Consider the following 16,301-nt stretch of genomic DNA (forward strand, 5'->3'; position numbering starts at 1 on the left):
AAAAACGGCGCGGGCGCGGCGCGAAGCCGGGCGGCGTCAGGCCAGCTTGCAGCCGGTCTTGTCGATCGGCAGGAACGACTTGCCGGAGCTGACGACGTCCACGTAGTCGGCCGGGTTGGCCATCTTCGACTTCGCCTTGCCCTTGAGCAGGTAGTAGTCCTTGATGACCTGGTGGTCGGCCTTGCGGATTTCTTCCACGCCCGTGAGGCCATCGAACTTCATGCCTTCGAGCGCCGCGACCACCGCCTTCGGATCGACCGTGCCGGCCTTCACGATGCCGTCGATGAGGATCTTGGTGCAGATGTACGAGCCGGCCAGGCTGTAGTTGGGCACGATCTTCAGCTTGTCGGCGGTGCGCTTCACCAGGTCCTTGTTGAGCGGCGTGTCGACCGTGTGCCAGTACTGCGCACCGAAGTAGACGCCGTCGCACAGGTCGGCGCCCAGCTCGTCGAACTGCTCCAGGCCCGAAGCCCAGGCCATGAGGATCGTCATGTTCTTGTGCATGCCGAAGCTCACCGCCTGGCGCAGCGCGGCCGACGACTGCGCGCCGAAGTTCAGAAGCAGCAGCACGTCGGGCTTGGCGGCCATCGCGTTGGTGAGGTAGCCGCTGAACTCCTTGTCGTTGAGCGAGTGGTAGCTGTTGCCCACGTGCTCGATGCCCTTCTCCTGGAAGATGGTCTTGGCCGCGCTCAGGAGGCCGTCGCCGAACACGTACTGCGGCGTGATGGTGTACCAGCGCTTGGCCTTGGGCATGGACGCGATCAGCGGGCGCACCGTCTGCTCGATCGCACCGAAGGTGGGCACCGACCAGCGGAAGGTGGCGGGGTTGCAGTCCTTGCCCGTGATCTCGTCGGCGCCTGCGGTGGTGATGAACAGGCCGCCGGCCTTCTCGGCCTCCTTGCCCATGGCCAGGGCTTCCGACGACAGGATGCCGCCCGCGAAGAACTTGGCGCCCTGCTGCTGCGAGGCTTCCTGCACCTTGCGCACGGCGGTGGCCGGCTTGCCTTCGGTGTCCAGCAGCGTGTAGGCCAGCGGCCGGTTCAGCACCTTGCCGTACTGCTCGATCGCCAGCTTGGTGCCCAGGTCGGCGAACTTGCCGTTGGCCGCGAAGGCACCCGACATGGGCACCGGTGCACCGAAGCGGATCACGTCGGTGGCCTGGGCGATGGCCGAGCGGCTCATCAGGAGCGAGGCCGGGGCGGCCGACAGGGCGGCGAGCTGAAGGAGTTGTCTGCGTTGCATGGGGTTCTCCGGTCGTGGTGTGGGAAGTGGGGAAGAAAACACAGTGCCTGCGATCGCCGGCAATTTAAGCGGATAAATAGGATTAATATGTTGGTAAAAACCCGTTAGCAAGCCCCGTGCCCAAACCCAACCCGACCCTGCCGATGACGCCGTTAAGATCGCGCGCTGTTGCGCATCCCGCGCATCTCCCGATGTGCATGGATGGAGCGTTTTGATGAGAGTGGGGCACAACCCTCCGAAGCGGCAAAAGCTCTCGGACGTCATCGTCGAAGACGTCAAGCGATGGATCGTTGCCGAGCGCAAGCAGCCCGGCGACCGGCTACCGAACGAGAAGGAACTGATCGAGCTCTTCGGCTATTCGAAGAGCACGGTGCGCGAGGCGTTGAAGGCGCTCGAGGTGCGCGGGCTGATCTCGATCCGCACCGGCCCCGGCGGTGGCGCCTACCTGCAGCAGGTGTCGGTCGACCATGCGTCGGAGCCGCTGCGCAACTTCCTGCACTTTCACCACCTGGACGGCCACCACATCTACCAGCTGCGCAAGGCGCTGGAGCCCGAACTGGCCGTGAGCGTGGTCGGGCGGCTCACGCCCGAGCAGTTCGCGCGGCTCGAAGACAACGTGCGCCTGTGCACCGTCGAGCCCACGAACGAAGACGAATTGCGCACACAGCGCGAGGCCGAGCTGGCCTTCCACACGATGCTGGCCGAGGCGTGCCCCAACCCGGTGCTGTCCTTCATGTGCCGCTTCCTCAACGACCTGCTGCGCGACCTCGTCGTCTACAAGAAGGCGCTGGACCACCACCACTTCGGCGAGACCAACGTGGACTACCACACGCAGCTGCTGGCGGCCTACCGCAAGGAAGATGCGGACGAGGTGCGGCGGTTGATGGCGGAGCACATGGTGGATGCGGAGCACCACATGCATGAGATGGAAGCGCACATCGGGGCGAAGCATTTGTTGCTGCCCAGCGGACAGCGATAGCACCACAAAGGTCTAGAAGACCTTGCGAAACCGCTCGGCGCTGCCGAAGCGCACGGCGACGGTGCCGTTTGCCTCGAATCCGCAGCGAAGGTAGAACGACCCGGCGTGCGGATTGCCGGTGACGTGGAGTGCCGACGCCCCCTGGCGCCGGGAAAGCTCGACACAGTGCGCGACCAATGCCTTGCCGATGCCGCGACGCCATGCCTCGGGCTCGACGAACAATCCATCGAGTTCGGCGCTGCCGTCATCGTTGGGCAGCACGACAGCGAATCCCGCCGTCACGCCATGGATCTCTGCCACGAACACCCGGCCATCGACGATCTGGGCCAGAGGCAGTTCGATGACGTCCGGGTCGGACTGAATCGCCTCGCGATCGCCAGGGTTCGCGAGCGATGCGCGCCGCTGCAAGTCTTCGAGTGCCCGGTGTTCCGACGCAAGTGCAGGACGAATACGCAGTGGTGTTTCGGTCATCTTGGATGGTTTCGGTGCCTTCAGATCTTCGCACCGCCATGCGCCTTCTCCAGGCACGCCTGAAACGCCAGCACCGCCCGCGAAGGCTTCGGCGAGCGCCGCAGCAGGCTCACGAACCGGCACGCATAGTTGAAGCGCGCCGGCAGCACCGCCTTCATGAGCCCGCGCTGCTCGAACACCTGCGCGTAGTGGTCGGGCAAGAAGCCCAGGAAGCGCCCTGACAGGATCAGCGTCGCGATCGCCTCCTGGTCGAACCCCGTCGCCTTGCGCGACAGCCTCGCCCGGTGGCTCAGCTCCATGTTCGGCGAGTGGTACCCCAGCCCCGCAAAATGGTGCTCGCCCAGCTTCGACCAGGTGAGCTTGCCGTGCGGGCTGTCGAACAGCGGATGCCCCACGCCGCAGTACAGCAGCATGGTCTCGTCGAACAGGTCGGCATACACCAGGCTCTTCGAGCTGCGGTGCGCCGGGATGATGCCGATCTGGAAATTGCCCTCCAGCACGCCCTGCTCGATGGCGTTGATCGAGCCCACGTGCACCGCCAGGTTCACTTCGGGCGCGATCTCGGTGAAACGGGCAATGGCCTCGCCGATGCGCGCCTTCGGGTTGGTCGCGGTCTTGTCGAACAGCGCCACGTCGAGCTGCCCGCCCATGCGGTTGTGGATGTCGTCGATGCTGCCGCGAAAGGCGTCGACCGAGGCCAGCAGCCGCAGCGTCTCGTCGTACACGCGCTGGCCCTCGGCCGTGAGCGCAAAGCCGGCCCGCCCGCGCCGGCACAGCACGAGGCCCAGGCGGGTTTCCAGGTCTTTCACGTGGCGGCTCACGGTGGAGGTGCCGATGTTCAGCTCCAGCTCGGCCGCCGCCATGCCGCCGCAGTCGACCACGCTCTTGAACACCTTGAGCAGGCGCAGGTCCATGTCGCTGAGCTGCCCCAGCACGGCGCGGTTGCGGGTGCCCTGGGCAGCGGTTTCGTCGGCGGGCGAGGCCTTGGCCTTTACTTGCATGGATCGTCAAGTGAACATTGATATTGCGCCATTCTCCACACTGAAGGCGTTGCGAACAATCGGCGCATCCCTTCACCCCCGGAGCCCGCCTTGCGCGGGATGCGCCATGACCCTCGCCACACCCGCCATCGAACCCACGCCCACCGCGCGCACCGACGCCGCCTGGCTCGAGGCGCACTGGATGCCCTATACCGGCAACCGCAACTTCAAGGCCGATCCGCGGATCATCGTGGAGGCCAAGGGCGCCTACTTCACCGACAACGACGGCCGCAAGATCTTCGACGGCCTGTCGGGCCTGTGGTGCTCGGGCCTGGGCCACGGCCGCCCCGAGATCACCGAGGCGGTGAGCCGCCAGATCGCCAAGCTCGACTACTCGCCCGCCTTCCAGTTCGGCCACCCGCTCTCGTTCGAGCTGGCCAACAAGATCAAGGAACTGACGCCCGCCGGCCTGGACTACGTGTTCTTCACCGGCTCGGGCTCCGAAGCCGCCGACACCTCGCTGAAGATGGCGCGCGCCTACTGGCGCACCAAGGGCCAGGCGAGCAAGACGCGCCTGATCGGCCGCGAGAAGGGCTACCACGGCGTGAACTACGGCGGCATCTCGGTGGGCGGCATCGCGGCCAACCGCAAGCTGTTCGGCCAGGGCGTCGAGGCCGACCACCTGCCGCACACGCAGCTGGCCAGCAATGCCTTCTCGCGCGGCATGCCCGAAAGCGGCGCCGAGCTGGCCGACCGCCTGCTCGACCTGATCGCGCTGCACGACGCCTCGACCATCGCGGCCGTGATCGTGGAGCCCTTCGCCGGTTCGGCCGGCGTGGTGATTCCGCCCAAGGGCTACCTGAAGCGCCTGCGCGACATCTGCACGGCGAACAACATCCTGCTGATCTTCGACGAAGTGATCACCGGGTTCGGCCGCTGCGGCGCGCTCACGGGCGCCGATGCCTTCGGCGTCACGCCCGACATCATGAACATCGCCAAGCAGGTCACCAACGGCGCGCAGCCGCTGGGCGCCGTGGTGGCCAGCAAGGACATCTACGACACCTTCATGGCCGCCGGCGGTCCCGAGTACATGCTCGAGTTCCCGCACGGCTACACCTACGGCGCGCACCCCGTGGCCTGCGCCGCCGGCATCGCCGCGCTCGACGTGCTGCAGAAGGAAGACATGATCGGCCGCGTGCAGACGCTGGCCCCGCACTTCGAGAGCGCCGTGCACAGCCTGAAGGGCAGCAAGCACGTCGCCGACATCCGCAACTACGGCCTGGCCGCCGGCATCACCATCGCCGCGCTGCCGGGCGAGCCCGCGCGCCGCCCCTACGAGATCGCCATGAACTGCTGGAAGAAGGGCTTCTACGTGCGCTACGGCGGCGACACGATCCAGCTCGCCCCCCCGTTCATCGCCGAGAAGGCCGAGATCGACCGCATGGTCAACGCCCTGGCCGACGCCCTCGCAGAAACCGCCTGAATCCCTTTCGAGACCTGAAGACATGCAACACGACAAGAACGTCACCGCCACCATCGGCCACTTCATCGACGGCAAGCACGTCGGCGGCGGCAGCCGCGTGCAGCCGGTGTTCGACCCCGCCACCGGCCTGTCGGCCAAGAGCGTCGCGCTCGCCGACAAGCTCACGGTCGAGCAGGCCATCGCTTCGGCGCAGGCCGCCTTCCCGGCCTGGCGCAACACGCCGCCGCTCAAGCGCGCCCGCGTGATGAGCCGCCTGAAGACGCTGCTCGAGGAAAACGCCGACACCATCGCCGCGCTGATCACCGCCGAGCACGGCAAGGTGCTGGCCGACGCGCACGGCGAGCTGCAGCGCGGCATCGAGAACGTCGAGTACGCCAGCTACGTGCCCGAGCTGCTCAAGGGCGAGCACAGCAAGAACGTGGGGCCGTCGATCGACTCGTGGAGCGAGTTCCAGGCCATGGGCGTGGCGGCCGGCATCACGCCGTTCAACTTCCCCGTCATGGTGCCGCTGTGGATGTGGCCGATGGCCGTGGCCTGCGGCAACACCTTCGTGCTCAAGCCCTCCGAGCGCACGCCCTCCTCCACGCTGTTCATGGCCGAACTCGCGCTGCAGGCCGGCCTGCCGCCGGGCGTGCTGAACGTGGTCAACGGCGACAAGGAAGCGGTCGACACGCTGCTGACCGACCGCCGCGTGAAGGCCGTGAGCTTCGTGGGCTCCACGCCCATCGCCGAATACATCTACACCACCGGCACGGCCCACGGCAAGCGCGTGCAGGCACTGGGCGGCGCCAAGAACCACGCGGTGGTGATGCCCGACGCCGACATCGGCAACGCCGTGAGCGCACTCATGGGCGCGGCCTACGGCTCGTGCGGCGAGCGCTGCATGGCGATTCCGCTGGTGGTGGCCGTGGGCGACGCCACGGCCGACGCGGTGGTCGAGGGCCTGAAGGTCGAGATCGCCAAGATGAAGGTCGGCCCCGGCACCGACAACGGCAACGACATGGGCCCGCTGGTGACCCAGCCGCACTTCGAGAAGGTCAAGGCCTTCGTCGACGCGGGCGTGGCCGCCGGCGCCAAGCTGGTGGTCGACGGCCGCGGCATCCAGGTCGAAGGCCACGAAGGCGGCTACTACCTGGGCGCCTGCTTGTTCGACCACGTGAAGCCCGGCATGACGATCTACCAGGAAGAAATCTTCGGCCCGGTGCTCGGCGTGGTGCGCGTGAAGACGCTGCAGGAAGCCATGGACCTGATCGACGCGCACGAGTACGGCAACGGCACCTGCATCTTCACGCGCGACGGCGAGGCCGCGCGCTGGTTCAGCGACAACATCCAGGTCGGCATGGTCGGCATCAACGTGCCGCTGCCGGTGCCCGTGGCGTACCACTCGTTCGGCGGCTGGAAGCGTTCGCTGTTCGGCGACCTGCACGCCTACGGCCCCGACGCCGTGCGCTTCTACACCAAGCGCAAGACCGTCACGCAGCGTTGGCCCTCGGCCGGCGTGCGTGAAGGGACGATGTTCTCGTTCCCCTCGAACCGTTGATGCAATGTCCGCAGGTCAGGCCTTGTCGGCTTTTCCTGCGGCGTTCGCGAGCTTGCTGAGCATGCGGTCCACCAGCCATGGCTGGCGGTCCTCATCCTCAGCGCGTTCCTTGCGACGGATCGCGTTGCGCACGACGATCGAGCCCACATAGCGCATCGGCTCCGGCGGAAAGTAGCCCAGCGGCCCGGCCGTGATCGGGCTGCGCGTCCATGCGTTGTCCTGGTCGAGCACCAGCGACGACAGGATCTGCCCGCCCATGTAGGTCGGCCCCACCCCGTTGCCCGAGTAGCCGAAGCCGTAGTAGATGTGCGGCGCGCCGTCGAGCTTGCCGAAGAACGGGAAGCCCGTCACCGAGCGGTCGGACGGGCCGTTCCAGCTCGCGGTGATCGGTGTGTCGCGCAATGCCGGGAAGAAGGAATGCAGGGCCTGCGTGAGCTCGCCCTCGTAGGGCGAGCGCTCGTCGAACACCTTGGCCATGCGGCCGCCCCACGCGAAGGTGTTGCCGCCCTTGCCCAGCATGATGCGGCCGTCGACCGTGCTGCGGTAGTAGTACACGAAGGTGCGCGAGTCGAGCACCGACACGCCGTCGGTCAGCCCGATCTGCTGCAGCAGATCGGGGCAGCGCTCGGTGATGATCATGTCGCTCGACACGATGGCGATGGTCCGCTCGAACTGCGGGAAGCGGCTGGCCATCCACGCGTTCATCGCGAGCACCAGTTTCTTCGCGCGCACGCGCCCGGTGGGCGTGTGCACCACCACGGGCTGGTCGGTGCTGAAGTCGAGCATCGGCGTGCGCTCGTGGATGCGGATGCCCATGGCCAGCGCCACGCGCCGCAGCCCGCGCACCAGCTTGCCCGGGTGCACGGTGGCGGCGATCGGCGAGTACACGCCGGCCAGGTTGCGCGCCGAGCCCGAGCGCCGCGCCACCTCGTCGGGCGGCAGCGCGTGGTACGAGTGGATGCCGCGCGCCTCCAGCGCCTGCATCATCGGATCGAGCGTGCCGATCTGCGCCTGCGAGGTCGCGGTGTAGAGCGTGCCGTCGCGCCGCAGCTCGGCGTCGATGCCGTGCGCGGCGCAGAAGTCGGCGATGTGCCCCACCGCCGCTTCCGACGCCTTCACGAGGCGCACCGCCTCGTCTTCGCCGAACAGCCGCCGCAGGGTCAGGAACTTGGCCGACCAGGTGAGCAGGCAACCGCCGTTGCGTCCGCTCGCGCCGGCGCCGCACAGGTCGCTTTCGAGAATGACGATGTCGAGCGCGGGCGCCTGCAGCTTGGCCTGGATGGCCGTCCACAAGCCGGTGAAGCCGCCGCCGACGATGCAGACGTCGGCGCTGGTTTCACCTTGCAGCGCCGGTGCCAGATCGCCGTCGTTGAAGAGCGCTTGTTCGATCCAGAAGGGGCGCATCCGTGTGCCTTAAGCGGTGGTGAGGGCTTGCCGGTGTTCGGCGGAACTGATCTCGAGGTGGCGCACGAAGTGCGCGAGGCCGGGCATGTCGGCATCGGCCAGCTTGGCCGTGTCGTCCCACTGCCGCAGGCGCACTGCGTCCATCGCATACGGCAGCGTCTCGAAGGCTTTCGCCTGTGCGTCGTCGAAGACGCCGCCCTGCAGTTGCAGGCTGCGCTTCGAGTCGGGCGACAGCGCCTCCAGGTAGCCGGGCACGCGCGCGCACAGGAAGCGCTTGGCGTCCACGTGCAACCGGATCGGCTCCAGCGTGGCCGGACCGAACAGCGCGCGCAGGAACGGCAGGCAGCGGTACTGGTGCAGGTCGTCCAGGCCCTGCTGCGTCGGCGTGCCGCCGAAGTCGTGCAGCAGGTGGCCCAGGTCATGCAGCAGGGCGGCGGCGATCAGCGCGCTGTCCGCGCCCTCCTGCTCGGCCAGGTGCGCCGACTGCAGCGCATGCTCCAGCTGCGTGACCGGCTCGCCGTCGTACTGCGCATGGCCCTTGGTTTCGAAGAGGCCGACGATGTCGGGAATGCTGAGGCTCATGGTTACCAGGGCAGCGAGTAGGTCTTGGTGTTGGTGAAGCTCTTCATCGCTTCGAGCACGCCTTCCTTGTAGCCCAGGCCCGAGTCCTTGATGCCGCCGAAGGGCGTGAGCTCCAGGCGGTAGCCCGGCACCTCGCGCACATTGACGCTGCCCACGTTCAACTCGCGGATGAAGCGCGTGATGTAGTCCAGGCGGTTGGTGCAGATCGACGACGACAAACCGTAGGCCGTGCCGTTGGAGATGCGGATCGCCTCGTCGATGTTCTTGAAACGGATCACCGGCGACACGGGGCCGAAGGTCTCGTGCTTGGCGACGGTCATCTCGGGATCGACGTGGTCGAGTACGGTGGGCGAGTACAGCGCGCCGCGGCGCTCGTTGCCGTACAGGAGCTTGGCGCCGGCGGCGATGGCTTCGTTGACCACGGCTTCGAACTGCTTGGCAGCCGCCTCGTCGATCACTGTGCCCATGTCGGTGTCCGGGTCCATCGGGTCGCCGTACTTCAGGGCGCGGGTCTTCTCGACCAGCAGTTCGACGAAACGATCGGCCACGGCTTCGTGCACCAGCATGCGCTTCACGGCTGTGCAGCGCTGCCCCGAGTTCTTGTACGACCCATTGGCAGCCAGCGTCGCCGCCTCCTCGATGTCCGCGTCTTCCATCACGATGATCGGGTCGTTGCCGCCCAGCTCCAGGATCTGGCGCTTGTAGGTGGCCTTGCCCGCGATGTACTTGCCGATGGGCACGCCGCCCGTGAAGGTGACGAGGTCGACGTCGGCGTTGGTCAGCAGCTCGTCGGCAATTTCCTTCGGGTCGCCCGTGAGCACCGACAGCATCTGCGGCGGCAGTCCGGCCTCGTACAGGATGTCGGCCAGCAGGAAGGCCGTGAGCGGCGTCTTCTCGCTGGGTTTCAGCACGATGCGGTTGTTGGTCGCAATGGCCGGCGCCACCTTGTGGATCACCTGGTTCAGCGGGTGGTTGAACGGCGTGATGGCGGTGATGGCGCCCAGCAGCGGCTCGCGCATCGTGTAGACCTTGCGGCTCTTGCCGTGGTGCGTGAGGTCGCAGGAGAACACCTGGCCGTCGTCCACCAGCGCCTGATTGGCGGCGAACAGCAGCACGTCGGAGGCGCGGCCCACTTCGTACAGCGAGTCCTTGCGCGACAGGCCCGACTCGAGCGTGATGGTGCGCGACATCTCGTCCAGGCGCGAGGCGATGATCTCGCCGGCGCGCATGAGGATCTTGTAGCGCTCGTAGCGCGTGAGCGTGGGCTTGTAGTCGCGGGCAATGCGCAGGGCATTGCGCACGTCGTCCAGCGTGGCCTTGGGCACGGTGGCGATCACCTCGCCGGTGTACGGGTAGGTGACCTCGATGGTGCGGTCGCGGTGGACTTTCTCGCCCGCGATGCGCAGGGCTTCGCGGTGGACGGTGCCTGGCTTCAGGATGGCTTGGCTCATGGGTGCTTGCTCCGTGTGGCTTCAGCGTGCGTGGTTCAGGGCGAGGTCGAGCGCATCGAAGTTGCGCAGCCGGCGCCCGGGTGCAATGCCTTCGACCGGGCGGTTGCAGATCAGCGGCACCTTCTGCTCCGACACACCACCGTGCGAGCGCAGCGGCACTTCGAGCGCCGACAGGTCATGGCGGCTGGCGGCGGTGCCGATGACGGTGCTCTGCTCGCTCACCACCACGATGTCGCCGATGCGGTCCGGCGGCAGCTCGAAGCGCTTGGCAGCTTCGGCGCGCGAGAGCACGAGCTCCATGCCCGGAATGCCCTTGATGCGTTCGATCCAGCCCGGCACGCTGGCTTCGTCCGGTGCGTACACGGTGGCGAAGGAGCCGAGCGCACCGTGGTGCACCACGTAGGGGTCGGTGATCGGCAGGATCACGCGGGCCTTTTCAGCGCCATACCAGCCGTCGAGCACGTCCTGCAGGTAGATCACGTTGGGCGAACCGTCAGCGCCGTGCTTGTCGTTCATGCCGTGGTCGGCCGTGAGCACGATGGTCGCGCCCAGCGCATCGAGCTGCGCGAGGTAGCCGTCCATCATCTTGTAGAAGGCATTCGCTGCGGGGCTGCCCGGGGCGGCCTTGTGCTGCACGTAGTCGGTGGTCGACAGGTACATCAGGTCGGGGCGGCGCGACTCCATGAGCTTCACGCCGGCGGCGAACACGAACTCCGAGAGTTCGGCGCTGTACACCGAGGGCACCGGCATGCCGACCATGTCGAGCACGTTGTCGATGCCGTTCTCTTCCATCGTCACCTGGTCCGACTTCTCCGACGAAAAGCAGATGCCCTTCATCCTGTGGCCCAGCAGCTTGCGCAGCTTGTCCTTGGCCGTGACCACCGCGAGCTTGGCGCCCGCGTCGGCAAAGGCCGCGAGCACGGTGCCGGCGCGCAGGTACTTGGGGTCGTTCATCATCACTTCCTGCCCCAGCTCGCGGTCGAAGAAGTAGTTGCCGCAGATGCCGTGCACGGCCGGCGGTGCGCCGGTCACGATCGACAGGTTGTTGGGGTTGGTGAACGAGGGCACGACGCAGTCGGCGAGCAGGTCGGCGCCGTCCTTGCGCATGCGGGCGATGTAGGGCGCCACGCCGGCTTCGATGGCCGCGTCGAGGTACGCCGGCTCGCAGCCGTCCACGCACACGACCACGATCGGACGCGCCATCCAGCGATAGCTCCTGGCATTGACTTCAAGTGTCTCCGGTGTCATTTCAGACTTCCTTTTGGGGTGGGTGGTTCGGGGTAGCGGTGGTGTTGCTGGAAGTGGCCGCATCGGCGTCGATGCGGCCGAAGGCCTTGTGCATGCGTGCGCGGCTGCCGGCCACGTGTTCGCGCAGTGCACGCCCTGCCGTGTCGGGGTTGCCGCTGGCAATGGCGTCGACGATGTGGCTGTGTTCGTCGGCCGAGACCCGCAGGCCGCCGCCGCTGTCGAGCGCGCGCATTCTGAAAAGGTGCAGCTCCTTGACGAGCCGCTTGTAGGTTTCGGTGAGCTTCTTGCTGCCGGCGGTGTCGAGCAGGATCTCGTGGAACTGCAGGTTGAGCTGCGCGTACTGCTCCACGTCCTGCGCCTGGGCCGCCGAGCGCATGGCGTCGACCATGGCGCGCAGGCGCTCCACGGCGTCGGGCTGGATGGCCAGGGCCACGCGCCGGCCGATGATTTCTTCCAGCGCCTCGCGCAGTTCGTAGATCTCGTCGGCCTCCTCGAACGCGATCTCGCGCACGAAGACACCGCGGTTCTTCTCGTTGCGCACGAGGCCCGCCTCTTCCAAGGCGCGCAACGCCTCGCGGATCGGGCCGCGGCTGGTGTTGAAGCGCTGCGAAAGCTCGCTCTCGTTGATGCGGCTGCCCACGGGGAGCTCGCCCGTCATGATCAAACGCTCGATTTCTTCCTGCATCAGCATCGGCAGCGAGCTGGATTGGAGGAACGCGAGGGCGGCGGAGTGATTGCTGGTGACCATGGGGCGTATTTTCCCGAAGGATCGTCAACTGTCAACAATTTTTTATTGACAGTCATCAATCAGCAACCTACATTGCAAACACCGGATGGCGTTGGCCACCCTCGCGCCGGCGCCAGCCCTCACCCTTCTTCAGTGACAGCCAGCCTTTCAGGAGAAACAGATGACGATGAAACAAAGCACGCGCCGTCTCACGGCCGCCCTGTGTGTTGCGGCCCTCGGCCTCATGTCCGGCAGTGCGTGGGCGCAAAAGACGCCGCTCCTGGTCTACACGGCGCTCGAGACCGACGCCATGAAGCTCTACAAGGACGCGTTCGAGAAGGCCAATCCCGACATCGAGGTGAAGTGGGTACGCGACTCCACCGGCATCGTCACCGCCAAGCTGCTGGCCGAAAAAGCCAACCCGCAGGCCGACGTAGTGGCCGGCCTGGCCGCCAGCAGCCTGGCGCTGCTGCAGCAGGAAGGCATGCTGCTGCCTTATGAGCCCAAGGGCTTCAAGGAGCTGAACCCCGCGTACTCCGACGCCGCCCGCCCGCCCGCCTGGGTCGGCATGGACGTCTGGGCCGCCACCATCTGCTTCAACACGGTCGAGGCCAAGAAGCTCGGCCTGCCCAAGCCCGAGAGCTGGAAGGACCTGACCAAGCCCGTCTACAAGGGCACGATCTCGATGCCGCACCCCGCCTCCAGCGGCACCGGCTACCTCGACGTGTCGTACTGGCTGCAGAACATGGGCGACGCCGAAGGCTGGAAGTACATGGACGCGCTGCACCAGAACATCGCGCAGTACGTGCACTCGGGCTCCAAGCCCTGCAAGCAGGCGGGCGCGGGCGAGTTCCCGATCGGCATCTCGTTCGAGTTCCGCGCGCACCAGGTGAAGAAGTCGGGCGCGCCGGTCGACCTGATCTTTCCGAAGGAAGGCCTGGGCTGGGACATCGAGGCCACCAGCCTCATGAAGACCAGCACGAAGCTGGCGCAGGGCAAGCGCTTTGCCGACTGGATGGCGAGCAAGGAGGCCAACCAGATCAGCGCGCGCTGGTGGGCCGTGGTGGCCTACCCGGGCGTGGTCTCCAAGCTGGAAGGCATTCCGGACAACTACGAGAAGCTGCTGGCCAAGAACGACCTGAACTGGGCCGCCAAGAACCGCGAACGCATCCTGGCCGAATGGAGCAAGCGCTACGAAGGCAAGGCCGAACCCAAGTAAGCCCGACGGCATCCCCCGGTTTTCAATTCAAGGGTGCCGCCGCAGCTGGTGACGCCCTCCAACGACGAGTGCGAAAAATGGACATGACCGACACCCGCTTCATCGCCAGCCAGTTGACTCCCACCTCGGCCCCGCCCGCGGCCCTCGAGATCGTCGGCGTTCGCAAGGACTTCGAGACCTTCAGCGCGCTGCGCGACGTGCACCTGCGCGTGAACCCGGGCGAGATGCTGTGCTTTCTCGGCCCCTCGGGCTGCGGCAAGACCACGCTGCTGCGCATCATCGCGGGCCTGGAGACGCAGACCGCCGGGCAGATCCTGCAGAACGGCAAGGACGTCTCGTGGCTCTCGCCGGACAAGCGCGACTACGGCATCGTGTTCCAGTCGTACGCGCTCTTTCCCAACCTGTCGATCGCCGAGAACGTGGGCTACGGCCTCGTCAACAGCCGTGCGAAGCGGGGCGAGATCAAGGCGCGCGTCGACGAGCTGCTGAAGCTGGTCGGCCTGCCGACCTCGGGCGCCAAGTACCCGAGCCAGCTCTCGGGCGGCCAGCAGCAGCGCGTGGCCCTGGCCCGCGCGCTGGCCACGCGGCCCGGCCTGCTGTTGCTGGACGAGCCACTGTCGGCACTCGACGCGCTGGAGCGCATCCGCCTGCGCGGCGAGATCCGCCGGCTGCAGAAGCAGGTCGGCATCACGACCATCATGGTCACGCACGACCAGGAAGAAGCGCTCTCGATGGCCGACCGCATCGTGGTGATGAACCACGGCGTGATCGAGCAGGTCGGCACGCCGATGGAAATCTACGAGCAGCCGGCCACGCCCTTCGTGGCCGACTTCGTGGGCAAGGTCAACGTGCTGCGCGCGATGGCGCTGGGCAACCAGCGCTTCCAGGTCGGCGACATGGAACTGCAGTGCGACGCCTGCGACGGCGCCTTCGAGCCCGGCGACGCGGTCAACCTGTACCTGCGGCCCGAAGACCGCGCGGTGGAACACCTGCGCGACGACACGCCCAACCGCCTGCAGGCCAAGGTCACGAAGGTCGAGTTCCTGGGCGGCCTGTGCATTGCCGAAGTCACGGCCGACGCGCTGCACGGCCAGACGCTGGGCCTGCACTTCTCGCTCAACCAGCTGCACGACCTGGACATCCGCGAAGGCAACACGATCGACATCGCGCTGCGCGCCAACCGCATCCGCGCCTTTGCCGCGCGCACGTCGAAGCCATGAACACGCTGGCACATCCCCGGCCTGTGCTCGCTGCACGCCCCGCCCTGCGCTGGAGCCGCGACGAGACCATCGCGCGCGCCATCCTGCTCGTGGTGATGGCGATGCTGTTCGTGTTCCTCATCGCGCCGCTGCTGACCATCCTGGCCCACGCGGTGCAGGACAAGAACGGCCGCTTCGTCGGCCTGGCCCACTTCATCACCTACTTCCAGACGCCGAGCCTGCTGCGCGCGGCCTGGAACTCGGTGTGGGTATCGGCCGCGGTGGTGATGATCTCGGTGCCCACGGCCTTCGTGTTCGCCTACGCGCTCACGCGCAGCCGCATGCCGGCGCCGCTGAAGGCAGTGTTCCGGCTCATCGCGCTCATTCCGCTGCTCGCGCCCTCGCTGCTGTCGGCCATTTCGTTCGTGCAGTGGTTCGGCAACCAGGGCGCACTCAAGTTCCTGCTGGGCGGCGCCTCGATCTACGGCGCGCCCGGGATCATCCTGGCCGAGGTCTACAACACCTTTCCGCACGCGCTGATGATCCTGGTCACCGCGCTGTCGCTGGCCGACGGCCGGCTGTACGAAGCGGCCACTGCCCTGCGCACGCGGCCCCTGCGCCAGTTCATGACGATCACCCTGCCCTCGTGCAAGTACGGCCTGATCAGCGCGGCCACCGTGGTCTTCACCTACGTGGTGAGCGACTTCGGCGCACCCAAGGTCATCGGCGGCAACTTCAACGTGCTGTCGGTCGACGTGTTCAAGCAGGTGGTGGGCCAGCACAACTTCTCCATCGGTGCGGTGGTGGGCATGCTGCTGCTCATTCCGTCGATCATCTCGTTCGTCATCGACTACGTGGTGCGGCGCAAGCTGAAGGCGCAGCTCACGGCGCGCTCGGTGCCCTACACACCCAAGCCGCGCAAGGTGGCCGATGCACTGCTCACGCTGTTCTGCACCGTGGTCTGCAGCCTGCTGCTGGCGACCATCGGCATGGCGATCTACACCTCGGCGATCTCGCTGTGGCCCTACGACCTGTCGTTCACGCTCAAGCACTACCACTTCGTGCTGGTGGAAAGCGACATGGCCGCCGCCTACGGCAACAGCCTGCTCGTGGCCATGGTCACTGCCGTGGCCGGCTCGCTCATCGTGTTCGTGGGCGCCTACCTGATCGAGAAGACGCGCAACCTGGGCCTCATGCGCAAGGGCATGCACCTGATGGCGGTGCTGTCGATGGCGGTGCCGGGCCTGGTGCTGGGCCTGGGCTACGTGATGTTCTTCAACCATCCGGCCAACCCGCTGAACTTTTTGTACCAGACGATGGCGATCCTGGTCATCTCGATGGTGGTGCACTACTACACCTCGAGCCACCTCACGGCGGTGACGGCGCTCAAGCAGATCGACAACGAGTTCGAGGCCGTGTCGGCCTCGCTGAAGGTGCCGTTCTTCAAGACCTTCCTGCGCGTGACGGTGCCGGTGTGCCTGCCGGCCATCCTGGACATCGGGCGCTACTTCTTCGTGGTGTCGATGGCCAGCCTGTCGTGCGCCATCTTCCTGTACACGCCGGAGACCATCCTCGCGTCGGTCGCGATCATGCACCTGGACGACGCCGGCGACATCGGCCCGGCCGCCGCGCTGGCCAGCCTGATCGTCGTCACCTCGACGCTGGTGTGCATCGCCTACGCGCTGCTCACGCGCGTGCTGCTCGCACGCACGCAGGCCTGGCGCAACCTCGGCCGCGGCTGAACGAACCCTTTACCTCTCGCCCCTCATTTCCTTT

The 16,301-nt window shown here is 66.7% G+C and carries 14 protein-coding genes; 6 read left to right on the forward strand and 8 right to left on the reverse strand.

The genetic code is table 11. The features are described 5' to 3' along the window. Positions 1–36: 36 nt before the first annotated feature. Positions 37–1,242 carry an ABC transporter substrate-binding protein gene (locus AC07O4_RS19790; RefSeq protein ID WP_495305423.1) on the reverse strand — a complete coding sequence of 402 codons (1,206 nt, stop codon included), beginning with the start codon at positions 1,240–1,242 and terminating at the stop codon, positions 37–39. A 214-nt stretch (positions 1,243–1,456) separates the two neighbouring features. On the opposite strand from AC07O4_RS19790, the gene AC07O4_RS19795 reads away from it, so the two are divergent. Further along, on the forward strand, positions 1,457–2,221 hold the full coding sequence (locus tag AC07O4_RS19795; protein WP_354347481.1) for a FadR/GntR family transcriptional regulator: 765 nt from the start codon (positions 1,457–1,459) through the stop codon (positions 2,219–2,221). 12 nt (positions 2,222–2,233) lie between these two features. Here the strand turns inward: AC07O4_RS19795 and AC07O4_RS19800 are convergent, their stop codons facing one another. After that, positions 2,234–2,692, reverse strand: a complete 459-nt coding sequence (locus tag AC07O4_RS19800; RefSeq protein ID WP_495305424.1) for a GNAT family N-acetyltransferase — start codon at positions 2,690–2,692, stop codon at positions 2,234–2,236. 20 nt (positions 2,693–2,712) lie between these two features. Further along, positions 2,713–3,693, reverse strand: a complete 981-nt coding sequence (locus AC07O4_RS19805) for a LysR family transcriptional regulator (protein ID WP_495305425.1) — start codon at positions 3,691–3,693, stop codon at positions 2,713–2,715. Positions 3,694–3,799: 106 nt separating this feature from the next. Here AC07O4_RS19805 and aptA point away from each other — a divergent pair, with 106 nt between their 5' ends. Then, on the forward strand, positions 3,800–5,155 hold the full coding sequence (gene aptA, locus AC07O4_RS19810; protein ID WP_495305426.1) for an omega-aminotransferase AptA: 1,356 nt from the start codon (positions 3,800–3,802) through the stop codon (positions 5,153–5,155). Between the two features lie 22 nt (positions 5,156–5,177). After that, positions 5,178–6,695: a CoA-acylating methylmalonate-semialdehyde dehydrogenase gene (locus AC07O4_RS19815; protein WP_095744313.1), complete on the forward strand. Its 1,518-nt coding sequence runs from the start codon at positions 5,178–5,180 to the stop codon at positions 6,693–6,695. A gap of 15 nt (positions 6,696–6,710) precedes the next feature. Here the strand turns inward: AC07O4_RS19815 and AC07O4_RS19820 are convergent, their stop codons facing one another. The 5 genes from AC07O4_RS19820 to AC07O4_RS19840 are packed head-to-tail and all read right to left on the reverse strand — an operon-like array spanning position 6,711 to position 12,128. Next, positions 6,711–8,099 carry an FAD-dependent oxidoreductase gene (locus AC07O4_RS19820; RefSeq protein ID WP_495305427.1) on the reverse strand — a complete coding sequence of 463 codons (1,389 nt, stop codon included), beginning with the start codon at positions 8,097–8,099 and terminating at the stop codon, positions 6,711–6,713. Positions 8,100–8,108: 9 nt separating this feature from the next. After that, on the reverse strand, positions 8,109–8,681 hold the full coding sequence (locus AC07O4_RS19825; protein WP_307694429.1) for a phosphonate degradation HD-domain oxygenase: 573 nt from the start codon (positions 8,679–8,681) through the stop codon (positions 8,109–8,111). Between the two features lie 2 nt (positions 8,682–8,683). Beyond that, positions 8,684–10,132 carry a phosphonoacetaldehyde dehydrogenase gene (gene phnY, locus AC07O4_RS19830; RefSeq protein ID WP_062468776.1) on the reverse strand — a complete coding sequence of 483 codons (1,449 nt, stop codon included), beginning with the start codon at positions 10,130–10,132 and terminating at the stop codon, positions 8,684–8,686. Positions 10,133–10,153: 21 nt separating this feature from the next. Further along, positions 10,154–11,380 carry a phosphonoacetate hydrolase gene (gene phnA, locus AC07O4_RS19835; RefSeq protein WP_495305428.1) on the reverse strand — a complete coding sequence of 409 codons (1,227 nt, stop codon included), beginning with the start codon at positions 11,378–11,380 and terminating at the stop codon, positions 10,154–10,156. A gap of 1 nt (position 11,381) precedes the next feature. Continuing rightward, entirely contained in the window at positions 11,382–12,128 is a 747-nt protein-coding gene (locus AC07O4_RS19840) for a phosphonate utilization associated transcriptional regulator (RefSeq protein ID WP_070061830.1), read from the reverse strand. A 160-nt stretch (positions 12,129–12,288) separates the two neighbouring features. Between AC07O4_RS19840 and AC07O4_RS19845 the strand changes: the two genes are divergently transcribed. The 3 genes from AC07O4_RS19845 to AC07O4_RS19855 all read left to right on the forward strand — a co-directional run bounded on the left by AC07O4_RS19845 (position 12,289) and on the right by AC07O4_RS19855 (position 16,267). Continuing rightward, on the forward strand, positions 12,289–13,326 hold the full coding sequence (locus AC07O4_RS19845) for a putative 2-aminoethylphosphonate ABC transporter substrate-binding protein (protein WP_159277872.1): 1,038 nt from the start codon (positions 12,289–12,291) through the stop codon (positions 13,324–13,326). Positions 13,327–13,403: 77 nt separating this feature from the next. Further along, positions 13,404–14,546: a putative 2-aminoethylphosphonate ABC transporter ATP-binding protein gene (locus AC07O4_RS19850; RefSeq protein WP_487850175.1), complete on the forward strand. Its 1,143-nt coding sequence runs from the start codon at positions 13,404–13,406 to the stop codon at positions 14,544–14,546. Next, positions 14,543–16,267, forward strand: coding sequence for a putative 2-aminoethylphosphonate ABC transporter permease subunit (locus tag AC07O4_RS19855; protein ID WP_495305429.1), 1,725 nt, complete (start codon positions 14,543–14,545; stop codon positions 16,265–16,267). Before AC07O4_RS19850 ends, AC07O4_RS19855 begins: the two co-directional genes overlap by 4 nt. Positions 16,268–16,301: the final 34 nt, after the last annotated feature.

Source organism: Variovorax sp. GW821-FHT09D04 (assembly GCF_059416405.1).